The 18,966-nt window shown below is 65.1% G+C and carries 15 protein-coding genes and 2 tRNA genes; 12 read left to right on the top strand and 5 right to left on the bottom strand.

Going from position 1 to position 18,966, the window contains the following annotated elements:
• Positions 1-371 precede the first annotated feature (371 nt).
• Together JX552_RS22675 and JX552_RS22670 are read right to left on the bottom strand one after the other, a co-directional pair.
• Positions 372-1,544: a Fic family protein gene (locus JX552_RS22675; protein WP_205874105.1), complete on the bottom strand. Its 1,173-nt coding sequence runs from the start codon at positions 1,542-1,544 to the stop codon at positions 372-374.
• A gap of 155 nt (positions 1,545-1,699) precedes the next feature.
• A tRNA-Ser gene (locus JX552_RS22670) sits at positions 1,700-1,764 on the bottom strand.
• Positions 1,765-2,115: 351 nt separating this feature from the next.
• Here JX552_RS22670 and JX552_RS22665 point away from each other — a divergent pair.
• Together JX552_RS22665 and JX552_RS22660 are read left to right on the top strand one after the other, a co-directional pair.
• The gene (locus JX552_RS22665) at positions 2,116-3,105 is read left to right on the top strand and encodes a Bpu10I family restriction endonuclease (protein ID WP_205874104.1); all 990 of its coding nucleotides are present in this window, start codon (positions 2,116-2,118) and stop codon (positions 3,103-3,105) included.
• Complete coding sequence (locus JX552_RS22660; protein WP_205874103.1) at positions 3,056-4,375, top strand: TRM11 family methyltransferase; 1,320 nt, start codon at positions 3,056-3,058, stop codon at positions 4,373-4,375. The genes JX552_RS22665 and JX552_RS22660 overlap by 50 nt, the downstream gene beginning before the upstream one ends.
• 716 nt (positions 4,376-5,091) lie before the next feature.
• On the opposite strand, the gene JX552_RS22655 is transcribed toward JX552_RS22660, so the two are convergent.
• Both JX552_RS22655 and JX552_RS22650 read right to left on the bottom strand, forming a co-directional pair.
• Entirely contained in the window at positions 5,092-5,385 is a 294-nt protein-coding gene (locus tag JX552_RS22655; protein ID WP_205874102.1) for a hypothetical protein, read from the bottom strand.
• A gap of 946 nt (positions 5,386-6,331) precedes the next feature.
• Positions 6,332-6,404, bottom strand: a tRNA-Arg gene (locus tag JX552_RS22650).
• A 115-nt stretch (positions 6,405-6,519) separates the two neighbouring features.
• Here JX552_RS22650 and argS point away from each other — a divergent pair.
• The 6 genes from argS (at position 6,520) to rho (ending at position 15,167) form a co-directional block, all read left to right on the top strand.
• The gene (gene argS / locus JX552_RS22645; RefSeq protein WP_205874101.1) at positions 6,520-8,172 is read left to right on the top strand and encodes an arginine--tRNA ligase; all 1,653 of its coding nucleotides are present in this window, start codon (positions 6,520-6,522) and stop codon (positions 8,170-8,172) included.
• 44 nt (positions 8,173-8,216) lie between these two features.
• Complete coding sequence (gene lysA / locus JX552_RS22640) at positions 8,217-9,587, top strand: diaminopimelate decarboxylase (RefSeq protein ID WP_241010683.1); 1,371 nt, start codon at positions 8,217-8,219, stop codon at positions 9,585-9,587.
• Between the two features lie 2 nt (positions 9,588-9,589).
• Positions 9,590-10,918, top strand: coding sequence for a homoserine dehydrogenase (locus JX552_RS22635; RefSeq protein WP_205878622.1), 1,329 nt, complete (start codon positions 9,590-9,592; stop codon positions 10,916-10,918).
• Positions 10,915-11,997, top strand: coding sequence for a threonine synthase (gene thrC / locus JX552_RS22630; protein ID WP_205874099.1), 1,083 nt, complete (start codon positions 10,915-10,917; stop codon positions 11,995-11,997). The genes JX552_RS22635 and thrC overlap by 4 nt, the downstream gene beginning before the upstream one ends.
• 23 nt (positions 11,998-12,020) lie before the next feature.
• Positions 12,021-12,956: a homoserine kinase gene (gene thrB / locus JX552_RS22625; protein WP_205878621.1), complete on the top strand. Its 936-nt coding sequence runs from the start codon at positions 12,021-12,023 to the stop codon at positions 12,954-12,956.
• 258 nt (positions 12,957-13,214) lie between these two features.
• Positions 13,215-15,167: a transcription termination factor Rho gene (gene rho, locus JX552_RS22620; protein ID WP_205874098.1), complete on the top strand. Its 1,953-nt coding sequence runs from the start codon at positions 13,215-13,217 to the stop codon at positions 15,165-15,167.
• Here rho and JX552_RS22615 read toward each other — a convergent pair.
• Positions 15,164-15,730: a hypothetical protein gene (locus JX552_RS22615; protein WP_205874097.1), complete on the bottom strand. Its 567-nt coding sequence runs from the start codon at positions 15,728-15,730 to the stop codon at positions 15,164-15,166. The two genes, rho and JX552_RS22615, sit on opposite strands and share 4 nt — an antisense overlap.
• A 220-nt stretch (positions 15,731-15,950) precedes the next feature.
• On the opposite strand from JX552_RS22615, the gene rpmE reads away from it, so the two are divergent.
• The 4 genes from rpmE (at position 15,951) to JX552_RS22595 (ending at position 18,907) form a co-directional block, all read left to right on the top strand.
• Positions 15,951-16,184 carry a 50S ribosomal protein L31 gene (gene rpmE / locus JX552_RS22610; RefSeq protein WP_055580753.1) on the top strand — a complete coding sequence of 78 codons (234 nt, stop codon included), beginning with the start codon at positions 15,951-15,953 and terminating at the stop codon, positions 16,182-16,184.
• A gap of 87 nt (positions 16,185-16,271) precedes the next feature.
• Positions 16,272-17,348: a peptide chain release factor 1 gene (prfA, locus tag JX552_RS22605; protein ID WP_205874096.1), complete on the top strand. Its 1,077-nt coding sequence runs from the start codon at positions 16,272-16,274 to the stop codon at positions 17,346-17,348.
• Between the two features lie 67 nt (positions 17,349-17,415).
• Positions 17,416-18,261 carry a peptide chain release factor N(5)-glutamine methyltransferase gene (prmC, locus tag JX552_RS22600; RefSeq protein WP_205874095.1) on the top strand — a complete coding sequence of 282 codons (846 nt, stop codon included), beginning with the start codon at positions 17,416-17,418 and terminating at the stop codon, positions 18,259-18,261.
• Entirely contained in the window at positions 18,254-18,907 is a 654-nt protein-coding gene (locus JX552_RS22595; RefSeq protein ID WP_205874094.1) for an L-threonylcarbamoyladenylate synthase, read from the top strand. The genes prmC and JX552_RS22595 overlap by 8 nt, the downstream gene beginning before the upstream one ends.
• Positions 18,908-18,966 lie beyond the last annotated feature (59 nt).

Raw genomic sequence — 18,966 nt, 5'->3', positions numbered from 1 at the left:
CGGTGCCGCCGGGTTTCGAGAACCCGGGAGGAGGCCCATGAACGGCTTCGGCGTCCGATCGTGATCGCTCGTTGAGATCCCCTTCATGCTGTGCTCCGAACTAGCTTGACCCGCTTGGACTTGCGATGCTACGCCCGCCGCTATCCTGGTTGCGCCGCAGCGCAAGCCGTCGATCGACGGCGCGGGACCCGATGGATCGCTTCCGACAGTGAACTTACTGTTCTCGAATTACTCAGTGACAGAGCGTTCTTCGATCTTTCTACAACGCCCCGAAGGGGCGCTGTGATTGACACTGAATTGGCCAAGTCGCCCAACTGGCTTGAGCCGTCGGAAGACCTGACAATCCGGGATGCGCCGGCTGCGAGCGCCGGTCAACCTCGCCGCCCGGCGCGTTCGGCGAACGCGTCGAGCGCGGCGAGCACTTCCGGGGACCGCCACACCCGGTTGCGGGGTCCGCTCGTCGTCTCGACGAGGATTCCCACGTCGGTGAGTGGATTGAGGTAACGATGAGCGTTGGTGGACTCGATGCCCAGCTCCTGCGCCAGCGCTGCAGCGTTGACGACCGGGCGGCGGGTCAACAGATCTGCGACCTTCCACACCGCCGAGTCAGATCGCGCGGCGATCACGTCATTCCAGGCTTGCCGGATGCCGCGCAGGTCAGCGACGAGCTCCCTGGCATTGGCGATAGCTCGGACGCAGGCGTGCGAGACGAGCTCGACAATCGCCGCGGGGTCACCGTTGCGATACGTGGTCAGCGCGGCAAAGTATGCGCCGGTATCGGACAGAAGACCCGCAGAGACCGGCACCGTCACGCGGCGGGTTAGGCCCTTGTTGCGGAACATGGCTTGCACGAGTGCGCGTCCCGTGCGTCCGTTGCCGTCGGTGAATGGGTGAATGGTCTCGAACTGTGCATGGGCGATCGCGATCTGCGGCAGTGCAGGAACGTCGGCGCGCTGCGCGAAGGCGATCAGGTCGCCAATCGCGCCCGGGATCAGTTCATGACGCGGGCCGACGAAGGTCGCACCGATGGGGGTGGAGCCGCCGCCGATCCATACCGGCTCGGTGCGGAATTCGCCTGGGGTATGGCGCGGTTCATTGGCCATGAGCGCCCGGTGCATCGCGAGGATGGCTTGGGTGTCAACCGTGTCCGACAGGGCCACCGCTGCATGCATCGCTGCGGTATTGGCGACGATCAGCGCAGCATTGTTCTTGGCCTTGCCGCCGGGCAGTTCCGCCTCGGCGATGGCACGGGCCGACGCGGTCAGGTTCTCGATCTGCGAGCTGGCGGCGGACTCGGACCTCAGCAACACGGCGGCGAACGGTGCGATTTCGCCTCCGAGTTCGGCGTCGAAACGCGTGAGCGCGTGGCTGGCGTATTCGGCCTCGACGAGAACATTCGGCTGGAGGTTCAGGACCAGGTCGGCGATGTCGGCCGGCACCGCCGGGTGGTAGGTGCCGTACTTCGGCAGCGACCTGCTTGCGTACCGCGTTCCCTGCGGTTGCCAGCGCACGTTGTCGTAGGTGACGGGCCGAAGTGAGGTCACGATCCGATATTAACTTCACTTAGGTGGTTAACTGAAGTTATCAGTGTCGATTGACTACGCTTAGAACGCTGTCAGGCGATGCCGGCGGCGGCATGGATGAATCATTGCCCGCCCGATCGCGGCAACAGAGAATGCCGGCGAGCTATTGCGAAGGGTGCCCCGGCAGGATTCGAACCTGCGGCCTTCTGCTCCGGAGGCAGATCAGGCCAATGTATCTGGGTCCGCCCGGGTCCGTACCCGTCCTCCTATTGGCTCATTAAGGGGCTAACTGCCTGCGGGAACGGGGTGTGTGCGTGCGCCGCGGTCCATGCATGTTTGCACAGGAGTTTTCGATGAGTTGTGACAACGTCGTGACAACGACGAGCCGCGCGGGCAACCACGCCGGCAGCGGCGCATGCGGCGTACAAGGCTCGAACGGCTTACTTGCACGCCGAGGGTCGCGCTCTTCGGTCTTCCGCGGCGCTCCCCTTGAAGCGCGTCAAAAGGTCCGCGCGGCGTCCGACGCTCTGTCCGACTCTGCGTCTAGGCTCACGACTTATCCTGACCACCCCCAGGACAACCGCAGGGAGCAATGACAGAGGAAATTGGCGCGAAGGACGCTGCTGACGAAGTAGTGCCAGTCGAGGTTGCAGACACGCAACCTACCGCGCGACCCACCCCGCACGGCGACAAGCTCAGGGAGCTTCTGGGAAATTCGAAGCTGCCCGCCGCCGATGCCGCGGGTGTGGGGATAGCTATTGAACGTTATGAGGCGTGGATAGCCGCGATGGTCGCTCTCACGACAGAAGGCGAAGCGCGAGTCGCCGATCTCGTCAAATTGTTGAACGAGTATAAAGAAGCCATCGAAGTCGATCTCATTTGGGACAGCGAGTCCGAGTTTCTGTATCGGCAGAAGGGCCAATTAAAGATCGACAACTCGATTTTGGAAGAGTGGTTTCCGTGGCTCACGGATTCCCGAATCATGCCCGAACTTGACTCAACCACGTTGACAGTCGGACCGGCCAAGGCATTCGCCGCTGCTCATTTTCAATCTACGGCATCTGATTCCAATTCGAAACCAGGTCTTGTCATACGAAGTAAGGACCAAGACTTCACGATCGGACGTCCGACGTACCTGCGTTCATCGTTCGACAGCGGTTTTCCAGCACATCTTACTGACGATCAGACGACCTATATCGCGTACATCGCAGCCGAACTAAAGACGAATCTTGATAAGACGATGTTTCAAGAAGCGGCGGCGACGAGCCACGACCTCCGAATCGCTTCTCCGGGATCGCACTACTTTCTGATCTGCGAGTACCTGGACATGACTCCTATTAGTTCTGCTGGCACCGACATCACCGAAGTGTTGGTATTGCGCGCGAAGAGGACTGGTTCACAGAACAGGCGGCAGTACAGCAACCCGGTATATCGCAAGGAGAATCGCGAGAGCTATCTCGCGGAACTTCGCGCGAAACCGGTGCGTTTGGAAGTCGTTCAGCGATTCGTTGATCGGGTTCGGGAAGTCCTGCGTGACCAAGACGCAGATCTCACGAACGCCGTTGAAAGAGGGTGGTTTTGAAATAATGAGAAACCACGCAAGTCAGCTTCACGATTACGAATCAATACCGTTTGACCGAACATCGGTGAGTCAGGAGAGCTTGGACGTCGGGGTTGGACGCCGAATGAATGGGCTGCCCTGGCGAGGACAATTCACTCCCGATCTTGCCGACGAATTGCTGACGACCTACGCAGCACCCGGTCTCGTAGTTGATCCGTTTTGCGGAAGCGGGACGGCATTGATCGAAGCGGCACATAAAGGCTTCGCCAGTTCAGGGACGGAAGTCAATCCGGCAGCAGTCATTCTGGCGCGGCTGCATACCCTCGTGGGAATCGAATGGAGCGAGCGCCACCGGGCTGCGTTAGATGCCTATGCTGCCCTAGCAAAGGTCGCCACGGCAACCGTAGGGGTCATCGCGAAAACGGCTTCTAACATAGCTGAACCAGAGGTTCGTCTAGTTGCGGAAGCCCTATTCCTGCTGACGCTCGGCGATACGAAAGAGTTCAGTACGTCGAGCCTTGATCGTGCGGCGTCGAAGATTGATGCCCTTCTTGCAACGCAACCCGAACGCGGCGTCGCGATCGACGTAAGGCTTGGGGATGCCAGAGCCCTGGGTGTAGCTGACAACTCCGCCACCACTGCACTCACATCTCCGCCGTATGTCAATGTATTCAACTACCACCAGAACTATCGTGCCGCGGTCGAGCTTCTGGGATGGGAGGTTCTCCCGGCCGCGCGCGCAGAGTTCGGATCTAATCGGAAGCATCGGCAGAATCGCTTTTTGACTGTGATCCAATACGCGCAAGACTTGGGGCTCGCTCTGTCCGAATTGGATCGTGTGATGCAGCGGGATGGCCTGTCGATTTGGGTTATTGGACGCGAGTCGAAGGTCCTCGGCGAGTCTGTGACCAACCCTGCCATTCTTCATGCCATGGCCGTTGGTGTGTGCGGCGTGGAACTAGTCCGAAAGCATGAGAGGCGTTTCACTAGCCGGTTCGGAACGCTCGTGTACGAAGACATTCTGATCTATCGGCACCGCGGCGGCGCGGGGCGTATACACGAAGCCGAAATGATTGCCGAATACGGGTCTTTCGTCGGTCGACAAGTACTTGAGACGTTAAGAAGGGATCGCGACGACGACGCCCGCTGGGAACTGAGCTCAGCAATCGATCGCGCTGAAGCCGTTAGGCCGTCGCCAGTCCCAGAGTTCAATCAACCTGCGCCTCCGCTGAGCACCTTCACTAGTTTGTGTCCGCCGACCACACCTGCGCCAGCGGGATCCACACGATAGAGTCCGCGCCCAGCCGCTGAGCCTGTTTGGCGCGCGCTTCGGGCCGCCCTGGTGCCACTGCCGCCCGCTGAATTGGTACCGCGCAGCACACACTGGGTGTGGGGACATACGTGGTGACACAGAGCGGATCTGACCGCGTGTGCACACCACACGCGTGGGGCACGCCGCTCTGGTGGCGATGCTGCGGTGCCCCTTGACCGGCGCTGTGCACTTCGGCATAACCCATGCTAAGCGGGTGGGCCGACATCACCTGTCTCTCAGCCGGGAACCTAGCCGCTCGTTAGTTTGGGCTTAGTTTGGGCCGTTCATCGTTCGCCCGACTGCACGATGATCGCGGTCAGCGGTGCATCGCCGATGCGCACCGCTCCGGTCGAGTTCGACCGGGCAGTGTAGCGGTCGTGCCGAGCTACGCGGCCAAGTCTGAGGCAGGATGCGATTGACCTCGTTTCTCTAGAACCGAGACAAGCCTGGCGGTAAATTGCCCCGAGTGAATCATCTCGGTCAGACGTGAGGGAGCCAGCCAGATCCATTGGGCGACAGGACGAAACCTTGTCCGTTCGGGTCTTTGCAGGCGGTCGTTCTCGAGTCGTCCACACCGCAAACTACGCCGTTGACGGTAATCGAGTGGAACGGCGGCAGGGTCTTGAATGGGTTATTAGGGTCCATCGTGTATGGGGAATTCGTTTGCCGTAAACCAGAATTCGTTCCTATTTCATTCACGCCGACAAATCCACGACTTGGGTCGTTCGCGACGGGGGGATACCGGGGAAATTATTGCCCGTGCAGCCGGCTCCTTCACGGCCTACTGCGCAGGTAATTCCATCCGGGGTAAGAAAGCGGGTCACCTTTAACGGGTAGGGCCGTCCTGGATTAGGCAGATCAATGATGTAGTCCTGCGGATTGACCGGGGTATAGCTGCTGATGTCGGGAAATTTCGGTGGGTCGGCATGGCCTGCGGGTGCGCAGGTCACGGCGATCGCGAATGCGATCGCGACTGCGCCAGCCTTCATGACTGTCCTATCGGGGTGTGCTAGGTGCGGCGTTACTGCGTAGGGATCACATTGGCCCATACCTGCTGCGTGTTGTATTGGCCCCAGGGTGTCCATTGGCTGACCAAGATACCCATCTTGTCCAGGTGCGGCATGTTCCCGTTGGCATCGGGACGACGAAACCACTGTACGGATAGGGCACCTGAGCGGGGCCAGGCCCAATGCCTCCAACCACGGTTCGTGTGGCGCCGCTGCCAAATATTTCCTCGGGATGACTGAGCGCGCCAACACTCTACGCCCTCACCACCAAGGTTCAGAGCCGCTAGCACTGGTCGGCCGTCGATTTCCCGAAAGCTAAGCTCACCGAAATTCTGGTCGGGGGGAGATATCGGCATAGTTGCTAGTCGGCCCTCAGCTCCGTAGGTTCCGTTGGGTAGCAGGCGTCGCCATTTGTTGGGGTCGGCGACGTCGGCGAGGTTGTCGACTTGATACATGGTGACACCGCGGCTGCGGTCAAAGGAGTCGGCAGCGATGTGGACCGGGCCGTCTGTGTCTTGGTAGCCGCTGATCTGCGACGGCGCATTGTCGGCCGTCCAGTCACCCGCCACGGCTCCTCGGGGGTCGGGACGTGATCGTATTTCCAGTCTCGGTAGGACCCTTCGATCGCGGTCCATCCGTCCTCGGGTCGGTCGGCGTCTGAGCACTCGCCGCCATGGGTTCTGGGCGGTAACCACATCACGGTTCCGTCCGTCGGCGCACTGGCCATCGCGAGCCGAATCGCGCGCGATCACGGGCAGTCCGTCGACTGGTATACGGGCTTCGGGCACTGGTTCGGGCGCTCCGAAGCTTCCTTGCCGCCGGCGCCGCGTTCTGGGGAGTTGTGACGACGTCGTGACAGGGAGCCGTCCCGTCCTCGCGAACAAGAAGGTTGATCTGCAAACTTGCAGGTTGGGCCTGGTGAACGATGTGCCCCCGGCAGGATTCGAACCTGCGGCCTTCTGCTCCGGAGGCAGACGCTCTATCCCCTGAGCTACGGGGGCGCACTAGCGGAACGCTGCGCCATTGGGCCCCGCCAGAGTAGCGCATCCCGGTGACCGCCCGAGCACCGGTAATGGATTCGAGGCGCGGGCACCCCAGCCAATAGGATGGACGCTCGTGACCCCCGCCGACCTCGCTGAGCTGCTCAAAACCACCGCCACCGCGGTGCTTGCCGAGCACGGCCTCGACGTGTCCGCGTTACCCGAGACGGTCACGGTCGAGCGGCCGCGCAACCCCGAACACGGCGATTACGCATCCAACCTGGCCCTACAACTGGCCAAGAAGGTCGGCGCCAACCCCCGTGAGCTGGCCGGATGGCTTGCCGAAGCGCTGACCCAAGCCGACGGCATCGCCTCCGCCGAGGTTGCCGGTCCGGGCTTTATCAACCTGCGCCTTGAGGCGTCGGCGCAGGCCAAGATTGTGACCGACGTCATCGGCGCGGGCCAGAACTTCGGCCACTCGCAGACCCTCGACGGCCAGAAAATCAATCTGGAGTTCGTCTCTGCCAACCCCACCGGACCCATCCACATCGGCGGCACCCGCTGGGCTGCCGTCGGTGACGCGCTGGGCCGGCTGCTGTCCACTCAGGGCGCCGAGGTGGTTCGCGAGTATTACTTCAACGACCACGGCGCGCAGATCGACCGGTTCGCCAACTCCCTGGTAGCCGCGGCCAAGAACGAACCGACACCGCAGGACGGCTACGCGGGCACCTACATCAACGACATCGCCGTCCAGGTCCTGCAGAAGGCGCCCGAAGCGCTGAGCAGGCCCGACGCCGAGATGCACGAGACGTTCCGCCAGATCGGCGTCGACCTGATGTTCGCCCACATCAAAGAGTCGTTGCACGAGTTCGGCACCGACTTCGACGTCTACACTCATGAAGACTCGATGCACACCAGCGGCCGGGTCGAGCAGGCCATCGCCAAACTCCGGGATACCGGCAGCATTTACGAGAAGGACGGCGCAACCTGGTTGCGCACCAGTGCCTTCGGCGACGACAAAGACCGCGTGGTGATCAAGAGCGACGGCATCCCCGCCTACATCGCCGGAGATCTCGCCTACTACCTGGACAAGCGGCAACGCGGATTCGATCTGTGCATCTACATGCTCGGAGCCGACCACCACGGCTACATCGCGCGTCTGAAGGCCGCCGCGGCCGCCTTCGGGGAGGATCCGGCCACCGTCGAGGTCCTGATCGGCCAGATGGTCAACCTGGTGCGCGACGGCCAGCCGGTCAAGATGAGCAAGCGGGCGGGCACCGTGATCACCCTCGACGACCTGGTCGAGGCTATCGGCGTCGACGCCGCGCGGTACAGCCTGATCCGCTCGTCGGTGGACACCCCGATCGACATCGATCTGGCGTTATGGTCCTCGGCGTCCAACGAAAACCCGGTCTACTACGTGCAATACGCGCACGCGCGGCTTTCCGCGCTGGCCCGCAACGCCACCGAACTGGGCCTCGCCGCCGACACCGCACACCTCGAGCTGCTCAGCCACGACAAAGAGGGCACGTTGCTGCGCACCATCGGCGAGTTCCCGCGGGTGCTCAAGACCGCGGCGGCACTGCGCGAACCGCACCGCATCTGCCGCTACCTGGAAGACCTGGCCGGCGACTACCACCGGTTCTACGACGCCTGTCGCATCCTGCCGCAGGGCGACGAAGAACCCACCGACCTGAACGCCGCGCGGCTGGCGCTGTGCCAGGCCACCCGCCAGGTCGTCGCCAATGGATTGGCCATCCTCGGAGTCAGCGCCCCGGAGAGAATGTGAACGTCCACCCCGCCGGACCCCGGCACGCCGAGGAGACCAGGCCCGTGAGCAGCCCGCCGCGCCCTCAGTCGCCCGAAGAACTGTTGCGATTGGCGCCGAACGTCTGGCCGCGCAACACCATTCGCGACCCAGATGGGATCGTCGAAATCGCCGGTGTCAAACTGACCGATCTCGCCGGCGAGTACGGGACTCCGCTATTCGTCATCGACGAAGCCGACTTCCGCTCCCGCTGCCAGGAGACGGCTGCGGCGTTCGGCGGCGGAGCCAACGTGCACTATGCGGCGAAAGCATTCCTGTGCACCGAAATCGCCCGGTGGATCGAGCAGGAGGGCCTGTCGCTCGACGTGTGTTCGGGCGGTGAGCTGGCGGTAGCGCTGAACGCGGACTTCCCGCCGGAGCGAATCACGCTGCACGGCAACAACAAATCGGTTGCCGAGTTGACCGCGGCGGTGAAAGCCGGTGTGGGCCATGTCGTCCTGGACTCGATGGTCGAGATCGAGCGGCTCGATGCGATCGCCGGCGAGGCCGGAGTCGTCCAGGATGTGCTCGTCCGGCTCACCGTCGGTGTGGAGGCGCACACCCACGAGTTCATCTCCACCGCCCACGAAGACCAGAAGTTCGGCCTTTCGGTGGCCAGCGGCGCAGCCATGGCGGCGGTGCGCAAGGTGTTCGCCGCCGACCACCTGCGGCTGGTCGGCCTGCACAGCCACATCGGCTCGCAAATCTTCGATGTCGCCGGCTTCGAAATCGCCGCGCACCGCGTGATCGGATTACTGCGCGACATCGTCGCGGAATTCGGCGTGGACCGGACCGCCCAAGTGTCTACCGTGGATCTTGGTGGCGGCCTTGGGATCTCGTATCTGGCTCCCGATGATCCGCCGCCAATCGCCGAGCTGGCGGACAAACTGGGCGCGATCGTCAGCAACGAGTCGGCAGCCGTCGGGCTTCCCACGCCTAGGCTGGTCGTCGAACCCGGACGTGCCATCGCCGGCCCCGGGACCATCACGCTCTACGAGGTCGGCACCGTCAAGGACGTCGACGTGAGCTCCAACGCCAACCGGCGCTACGTCAGCGTCGACGGCGGCATGAGCGACAACATCCGGACCGCGCTCTATGACGCTCAGTACGATGTGCGGTTGGTGTCGCGGCTCAGCGATGCCCCGGCCACCCAGGCCCGTCTGGTCGGGAAGCATTGCGAAACCGGTGACATCCTGGTCCGCGACGCGTGGGTGCCCGACGACGTGGGACCCGGTGACCTCGTCGCCGTGGCCGCGACCGGGGCCTACTGCTATTCCCTGTCGAGTCGTTACAACATGATCTGCCGTCCCGCGGTCGTGGCAGTGCGAGCGGGGGAGTCCCGCTTGATCCTGCGTCGCGAGACGGTCGACGATCTGCTGAGTCTGGAAGTGAGGTGACCGTGCCCGATAACGACAAGCAAGCCGTCGGCGTAGCGGTGCTCGGATTGGGTGTGGTCGGCAGCGAAGTCGTGCGCATCATCAACGAAAGCGCCGAGGATCTGGCGGGCCGCATCGGCGCCCCGCTGGTGCTGCGGGGCGTCGGGGTACGCCGTCTCGGGGGCGACCGTGGCGTGCCGCTCGAACTGCTCACCGACGACATCGACGAACTGGTCTGCCGCGACGACGTCGACATCGTCGTGGAGGTAATGGGACCGGTCGAACCGGCCCGCAAAGCGATCCTGGCTGCCCTCGCCCACGGCAAGTCGGTCGTGACGGCGAACAAGGCGCTGATGTCCATCGCCAGCGGCGAACTGGCGGCCGCCGCCGAACGCCAGGCCGTCGACCTGTATTTCGAGGCGGCGGTTGCCGGGGCGATCCCGGTCATCCGCCCGCTGACCCAGTCGCTGGCCGGCGACACTGTCCTGCGGGTGGCCGGCATCGTCAACGGCACCACCAACTACATCCTCTCGGAGATGGGCAGCACCGGAGCCGATTACCAACAGGCGCTGGCCGACGCCAGCGCGCTCGGTTACGCCGAAGCCGATCCCACCGCCGACGTCGAGGGATACGACGCCGCGGCCAAGGCGGCCATTCTGGCTTCCATCGCCTTCCACACCCGGGTCACCGCTGACGACGTCTACCGCGAGGGCATCACCAAGATCACCCCGGAGGACTTCGAGTCCGCCAAGTCGCTGGGCTGCACCATCAAACTGCTGTCCATCTGCGAGCGCATCACCACGGACGAAGGGCAGCAACGGGTTTCGGCGCGGGTCTATCCCGCGCTGGTACCCCTGTCGCATCCGCTCGCGTCGGTCAATGGCGCTTTCAACGCGGTGGTCGTCGAGGCCGAGGCGGCCGGTCGGCTGATGTTCTACGGCCAGGGCGCCGGCGGTGCGCCCACCGCGTCGGCCGTCACCGGCGACCTGGTGATGGCGGCGCGTAACCGGGTGCTCGGCAGCCGGGGCCCGCGCGAGTCCCGCTACGCTCGGCTTCCCGTGGCCCCCATGGGATTCATCGAAACGCGCTACTACGTCAGCATGAACGTCGCCGACAAACCGGGCGTGTTGTCCGCAGTGGCAGCCGAATTCGGCAAGCGCGAGGTGAGCATCGCCGAGGTGCGCCAAGAAGGCGTCGCCGACGAGGGCGGTCAACGGGTCGGCGCCCGAATCGTGGTGGTCACCCACAAGGCGACCGACGCCGCGCTGTCGGAAACCGTTGACGCACTGGCCGATCTGGATGTGGTGCAGAGCGTGGAAAGCGTGCTGCGACTGGAAGGGACCGACGAATGAGCGCCCCGCGAACGGCGATCCACCAGCCCTGGCTGGGCCTGATCGCGGCCTACCGGGACCGGTTGCCCGTGGGCGACGACTGGACACCGGTCACCCTGTTCGAAGGTGGCACCCCGCTGATACCGGCGCCGCGGTTGTCCGAGAAGACCGGCTGCACAGTCCATCTCAAGGTCGAGGGCCTCAACCCTACCGGTTCCTTCAAGGACCGGGGTATGACGATGGCCGTCACCGACGCCCTGGCCCGCGGTCAGAAAGCGGTGTTGTGCGCGTCCACCGGCAACACCTCGGCATCGGCCGCGGCCTATGCGGCGCGCGCCGGAATCACCTGCGCGGTGCTGATTCCGACGGGCAAGATCGCGATGGGCAAGCTGGCCCAGGCCGTCATGCACGGCGCCAGGATCATTCAGATCGACGGCAATTTCGACGATTGTCTGGAGTTGGCCCGCAAGATGACCAACGACTTCCCGACGATCTCGCTGGTCAACTCGGTGAATCCGGTGCGTATCGAGGGACAGAAGACGGCCGCCTTCGAAATCGTCGACGCGCTCGGCACGGCGCCGGATATTCATGCGCTTCCCGTCGGCAACGCGGGCAACATCACCGCGTACTGGCGCGGCTACACCGAATATCACCGCGACGGCATCATCGACAAGCTGCCCCGGATGCTGGGCACCCAGGCCGCCGGCGCGGCGCCGCTGGTGCACGGTGAACCGGTAGCCAACCCCGAGACCATCGCCACCGCCATCCGCATCGGCGCCCCGGCGTCGTGGACGTCGGCGGTCGAGGCGCAGCAGGAGTCCAACGGACGGTTCCTGGCGGCCACCGACGAGGAGATCCTGGCGGCATATCACCTGGTGGCCAGCGCCGAAGGCGTCTTCGTCGAGCCGGCGTCCGCAGCGAGCATCGCCGGCCTGCTCAAGTCGGTCGAGGACGGCTGGGTGGAGCGCGGCTCCACCGTCGTGTGCACCGTCACCGGCAACGGTCTGAAGGATCCCGACACCGCCTTGCGGGACATGCCGCAGGTGTCTCCGGTACCGGTCGACCCAGTCCTCGTCGTTGAGCAGCTGGGGCTGAGCTAGTGGAGTTGGGTTCGGTGGGCCCGGTGCTGCCCGCGGGGCTGGTGGCCAGCGCCACGGTGTCGGCGTCCAGCGCCAACCTGGGCCCGGGTTTCGACAGCCTCGGCCTGGCTTTGCAGCTGTGCGACGAGATCGTGGTCGAGACAATGGATTCCGGCCTGGTGGTGATGGTCGAAGGCGAAGGCGCGGGCCAGGTACCGCTGGGTCCCGAGCACCTCGTGGTGCAGGCCATTCAGCGCGGCCTGCAGGCCGTCGGGGTGAGCGCCGCCGGGTTGGTGGTGCGATGTCGCAACGACATCCCGCATTCCCGGGGCCTGGGCTCCTCCGCCGCGGCCGTGGTGAGCGGGCTTGCCGTGGTCAATGGCCTTGTCGCCCAAACTAATTCGAGTCCGCTCAGTGAAACCCAGCTGATCCAGCTGGCATCGGAGTTCGAGGGTCACCCCGACAACGCGTCGGCCGCCGTACTGGGTGGCGCGGTGGTGTCCTGGGCGGACTGCAGCACCGGTCGGCCGCAGTACTCCGCGGTTCCGCTGCGGCTCCATCCCGACATCCACTTGTTCGCTGCAATTCCCGACGAACGCTCGTCGACGGCCGAGACGCGCGTGCTGCTGCCCGCCCAGGTCAGCCACGAGAACGCGCGGTTCAACATCAGCCGCGTGGCGTTGCTGGTGGTCGCGCTGACCCAGCGGCCCGATCTGCTGCTGGCCGCCACCGAAGACCTGCTCCATCAACCCCAACGCGCACCGGCGATGCCGGCGTCTGCGGAATATTTGCGGCTGCTGCGGCGTCATAACGTGGCGGCAACGCTTTCCGGGGCTGGTCCTTCGCTGATCGCGCTGAACACCGAGCCGGAGTTGCCTGCTGAAGCGGTCGAGTACGGAACCGCGAATGGATTCATCATCAAGAAGATGACGGTCGGCGGCGGAGTTCGCTGGAAGCCCGGCGTAACCGTCGCACGTTGATCCACAGCGTGGCGGGCGGGTTTGCTTGCTTCCGGCCAGGAAGCGGGCTATCCTCGGACCCGTCCAGCAATTGCAGCATCTGCTCTGCACAAACTGCCTTGACGCTGAGACAACCACCAATTCTTCTCGTGAACGCGGTTCGCTGTTCGATCACCGTTTCAGAGTCGATTATTGGGCGCACTCAGCAATTTGCCTGAATGCTTGACCTGATGCAGGAATCCCCGTTTGACGTGATCGGCGGGGCAAGAAAGGAAATCCGTGACTGATACGGACCTCATCACGGCTGGCGAAAGCACCGACGCCGAAAAGGCGTCGAACTCCGTGACCACAAACGCTTCCGAAGCCTCGGACGTCAAATCCAATGCGCCGTCCAGCTCGCTGGCCACCATGGTGCTGCCCGAACTGCGCGCACTGGCCAACAAAGCCGGCGTGAAGGGCACGTCGGGCATGCGTAAGAGCGAACTGATCGCCGCCATCCAGCAGAGCAGGGGACAGGCGAACGGCAAGTCGTCCGGCGACGCGGAGCCGCGGCAGGAATCGGCCAAGGCCGACGCGCCCGCGCCCGACGCCGCTCAGACTGCCGCACCGGAGGCCCCTGCGGCCGAGGCGGCCCCCGCAGAGGCCCCTGAAGCAGCGGAAACACGGCGGCGTGAACGCCGCAGCGCGTCCCGACAGGCGGGAACGGCCGGCGGCAACAAGGGTGAGAACGCCGACGACGCCGACAAAGAGCCGGCCGCCGACAAAGAGCCGGCCGCCGACAAAGAGCCGGCCGCCCACAAAGAGCCGGCCCGCGACAAAGGCGAGCGCGACAAGGGCGAGCGCGCGCAGGGTGACCGTGGCCAGGGCGAGCGGGGCCAAAAGGACGCCAGGAACGACGAGCGTTCCGCAGACTCGGGCAACGACCAGAGCGGCGACCAGCAAGGTGGCCAGCAGCGTGGCGGCGGCGGTGGCGCCGATGACGACGGCGACGGACGCCAAGGCCGGCGAGGACGCCGCTTCCGGGACCGCAGACGCCGCGGCGAACGCACCGGCGAGGCCGGCGAATCTGAATTGCGCGAGGACGACGTCGTACAACCGGTCGCCGGAATCCTCGACGTCCTGGACAACTACGCATTCGTCCGCACCTCCGGCTACCTGGCCGGTCCGCACGACGTCTATGTGTCCATGAACATGGTGCGCAAGAACGGGTTACGGCGCGGGGATGCGGTGACCGGGGCGGTGCGGGTGCCCAAAGACGGCGAACAGCCCAACCAGCGGCAGAAGTTCAACCCATTGGTGCGCCTGGACAGCGTCAACGGCGGACCCGTCGAGGATGCCAGGAAGCGTCCCGATTTTCAGAAGTTGACGCCGTTGTACCCCAACCAGCGCCTGCGTCTGGAGACCACGCCGGACCGGCTGACCACCCGCGTCATCGACCTGATCATGCCGATCGGCAAGGGCCAGCGCGCGCTGATCGTGTCGCCGCCCAAAGCGGGTAAGACCACGATCCTGCAGGACATCGCCAACGCGATCACCAAGAACAACCCCGAATGCCACCTCATGGTCGTGCTCGTCGACGAGCGTCCTGAGGAGGTCACCGACATGACCCGCTCGGTCAAGGGAGAGGTCATCGCCTCCACCTTCGACCGGCCGCCGTCCGACCACACCTCGGTCGCCGAGCTGGCCATCGAGCGCGCCAAGCGCCTGGTGGAGCAGGGCAAGGACGTCGTGGTGCTGCTGGACTCGATCACCCGTCTGGGCCGCGCCTACAACAACGCGTCGCCCGCCTCCGGCCGGATTCTCTCCGGTGGTGTCGACTCCACCGCGTTGTACCCGCCCAAGCGCTTCCTGGGTGCGGCCCGCAACATCGAAGAAGGCGGATCGCTGACCATCATCGCCACGGCGATGGTCGAGACCGGCTCCACCGGTGACACGGTCATCTTCGAGGAGTTCAAGGGCACCGGCAACGCCGAGCTCAAGCTCGACCGAAAGATCTCCGAACGTCGGGTGTTCCCTGCGGTCGACGTCAACCCGTCGGGCACCCGCAAGGACGAGCTGCTGCTCTCGCCGGACGAGTTCGGCATCGTGCACAAGCTGCGTCGGGTGCTGTCGGGCCTGGACTCCCACCAGGCCATCGACCTGCTGATGTCCCAGCTGCGTAAGACGAAGACCAACTACGAGTTCCTGGTGCAGGTGTCCAAGACGACGCCGGGCAACATGGACAACGACTAGGTCTTTTTCGTCACGATTTCAGCAAGCAGCGCGGCCACTACACCGAAGGCGAAATACAGCGGAATCAACCACGGCGCGACGCCGAACAGGCCGTCGCTGCCGTGGGTGTAGCGAAACACGTCGAGGGCTTCGATGGCGACCTCGGCCGCAGGCCCGACGATGGCGATCGCGACCCCGCCCGCGACGGCGAACCGATCGCCGAGCACCGACCAGGTGATCGTCGCGATCGCGCCGATCAGCACCGTGCTCACGAATGCTGGCGCCGTGTGCGCCAAGGCGGTCACGGCGTAGGCGCCCACGATGGCGGCGACCCCGCCCAGCCCCTGACGTGCGGTGACGGTAGTGCGTGCCGGCCCGAGGTGCAGCCGCAGCTCCGCCAGCAGGACGGTGGCGCCCCCGACGAGGGCGGGAAACCAGATCGGGCTCGTCCACACGAACGGGACCCGGTGGGATGCCGGCAGATACACCAGCGTGCCGGTGACGACATGACCGTGATCGCCGATGAGACCGGCGACGCCGCCGATGACGAACAGGAGCGCGATGCCCGGTATCCGCAGTTGCATCAGCTTCTCTTACGGCAACCCGGCGGCCTTTGGCAACCATTGACAGTAGACCGACTGGCGCGAAACCGAGCCTCCACAGCGGGAATACGCATCCCCACCCCGGCGTTTAGGCTCACGTGGGTTGACCTGGCATAATCGAGGGTCGATCACTCGGAACCACTTCAGGTTCGCGGTCCGGGCCGAACAGGGGCCCCGAGTGGCACATGACGAAGAGGACAGCATGAAAACTGACATTCACCCCGCCTACGAGGAGACCACCGTGGTCTGCGGTTGCGGGAATTCCTTCACCACCCGCAGCACCAAGCCGGGTGGCCGCATCGTGGCCGAGGTGTGCTCGCAGTGCCACCCCTTCTACACCGGCAAGCAGAAGATCCTCGACAGCGGCGGCCGGGTGGCCCGCTTCGAGAAGCGCTACGGCAAGCGCAACGCGGACAAAGCTGCGGCCGACAAGTAGCTGGCTTTCCGACGCCCGAACTGTGCGATATCGGCACAGGCCGGGCGTCGGTTCGCGTTCGGGGTCAAGCAGCAGTGGAGAGGTGACATGACGCAGCCGGTGCAGACGATCGACGTCCTGCTCGCCGAGCACGCCGCGCTCGAGCGGGCGTTGGCTGATCCCGAACTGCACAGCAAGCCCGACGAAGCGCGCAAGGCAGGCCGGCGCTTCGCCCGGTTGGCGCCGATCGTCGCGACCCACCGCAAGCTGGTGGCGGCGCGCGACGACTTGGAAACCGCCCGCGAACTGGCTGTTGACGACGCATCCTTCGCCGATGAGGTAACCGAACTGGAGGCCAGGGTCGCCGAGTTGGACACCCAACTCACCGACATGCTGGCCCCTCGCGACCCGCACGACGCCGACGACATCGTGCTCGAGGTGAAATCCGGTGAAGGCGGCGAGGAGTCGGCATTGTTCGCCGCCGACCTGGCCCGGATGTACATCCGCTACGCCGAGCGGCACGGCTGGACGGTCACCGTGCTGGGCGAAACCACCTCGGATCTGGGCGGCTACAAGGACGCGACGCTGGCGATCGCCAGTAAGGGCGACAGCGCCGACGGGGTCTGGTCGCGAATGAAGTTCGAGGGCGGGGTGCACCGCGTGCAGCGGGTCCCGGTGACCGAATCGCAGGGACGTGTCCACACGTCGGCTGCCGGCGTGCTGGTCTATCCGGAACCCGAGGAAGTCGGCGAGGTACAGATCGACGAGTCCGATCTGCGGATCGACGTCTACCGGTCTTCGGGCAAGGGAGGGCAGGGTGTGAACACCACCGACTCGGCGGTGCGCATCACCCACCTGCCCACGGGAATCGTGGTCACCTGCCAGAACGAACGTTCGCAGCTGCAGAACAAGGCCCGCGCGTTGCAGGTCCTGGCGGCCCGCCTGCAGGTGCTGGCCGAGGAACAGGCGCTCGCCGACGCATCGGCGGACCGCGCCAGCCAGATCCGCACGGTCGACCGCAGCGAACGCATCCGCACCTACAACTTCCCCGAGAGCCGCATCACCGATCACCGGATCGGTTTCAAGTCGCACAATCTCGACCAGGTCCTCGACGGCGACCTGGATGCGCTGTTCGATGCGCTGAGCGAAGCCGACAAGCAAGCGCGGCTGCAACAGGCGACATGACCGGGACAGTTCGGCACACCCGCGGCAACCGACGATGCAGAGCGTAGCCATGGGGAGGAGCGGCGCCATGACACTGCGGCAGGCGATCGACTCCGCCACGGCACAACTGGCCGGGGCCGGAATCGACTCCGCCCGCTGGGACGCCGAGCAGCTGGCCGCCCATGTGGCCGGCACCGACCGCGGCCGGCTCCGGTTCGTGGATCCTCCCGACGAGTTCTTCGGACGCTTCCAGGAGGCCGTCGCCGCGCGCGCCCAGCGGGTGCCGTTGCAACACCTCACCGGGACGGTCGGTTTCGGACCGGTGCTGCTGCACGTCGGCGCGGGAGTCTTCATCCCGCGGCCCGAGACCGAAGCCATGTTCGAATGGGCTGCCGCACAATCGCTTCCGGCACGGCCGGTGATAGTGGACGCGTGCACTGGCTCCGGTGCGCTGGCAGTCGCCCTGTCGCGGCGCTGGCCGGGCGCCCGCGTTGTCGGCATCGATGACTCCGATGCGGCCCTGGACTATGCCCGTCGCAACGCCGAGGGCACCGGCGTGGAACTGGTGCATGCTGACATCGGCACGCCCGGCCTGCTGCCGGACCTGGACCGCCGCGTTGACCTCTTGGTGTCGAACCCGCCCTATGTGCCCGACAACGCCGTACTGGAACCTGAAGTCTCGCAATATGATCCGCCGCATGCGGTGTTCGGCGGCCGGGATGGGATGGCGGTGATACCCACCGTCGTCGCGCGCGCCGCGAGATGGCTGCGCCCGGGCGGTCTGTTCGCCGTGGAGCATGACGACACCACGTCTACGCTGACCGTCGAGTGTGTCAACAGCATTGGGCTCTTCGAAGACGTCGTGGCGCGCAACGATCTGACAGGACGGCCGAGGTTTGTGACGGCCCGGAAGGGGGACCGGCGCTGTGAGTGACGTCTACGACTGCGCCGACCCGGACCAGCGGGCGCGCGGTATCGCCGCGGCGGTAGGGGCCGTCAAGGCCGGCCGCCTGGTCGTCATGCCGACCGATACCGTCTACGGCATCGGCGCCGACGCCTTCGACAGCACGGCGGTGGACGCCCTGCTGGCGGCCAAAGGCCGCGGCCGAGACATGCCGGTGGGCGTGCTGGTGGGTTCCTGGCACACGATCGAAGGTCTGGTCTACGGGATGCCCGACGGTGCGCGTGACCTGGTGCGTGCGTTCTGGCCGGGCGCACTCAGTCTGGTGGTCTTGCAGGCGCCCTCGTTGCAATGGGATCTTGGCGACGCGCACGGCACGGTGATGCTGCGGATGCCGCTGCACCCGGTCGCCATCGAGTTGCTTCGCGAGGTGGGCCCCATGGCGGTGTCCAGCGCCAACGTGTCCGGCCAGCCCGCCGCCGTCGACGCTGCCGAGGCCCAACGCCAACTCGGCCCGCGCGTCGAGGTCTACCTTGACGGCGGAACCGCCGCTCGGCAAGCCGCCTCGACGATCGTCGACCTGAGCGGAAACGCGCCGCGCATCCTGCGCGAGGGGCCGGTCAGCACCGTCCGCGTGGCCGAGGTGCTCGGGGTCGAGCCGGAGAGTCTGCTCGGGTAGCGCCTCGGTCGGCCGAGCGTGCAACCATGGCGAAGATTCGCCCCTCGGATCTTGCCGTG

The organism is Mycobacterium gordonae (genome assembly GCF_017086405.1).
Classification (GTDB): Bacteria; Actinomycetota; Actinomycetes; order Mycobacteriales; family Mycobacteriaceae; genus Mycobacterium; species Mycobacterium gordonae_D.
This window is presented reverse-complemented; position numbering and strand designations above follow the sequence as displayed.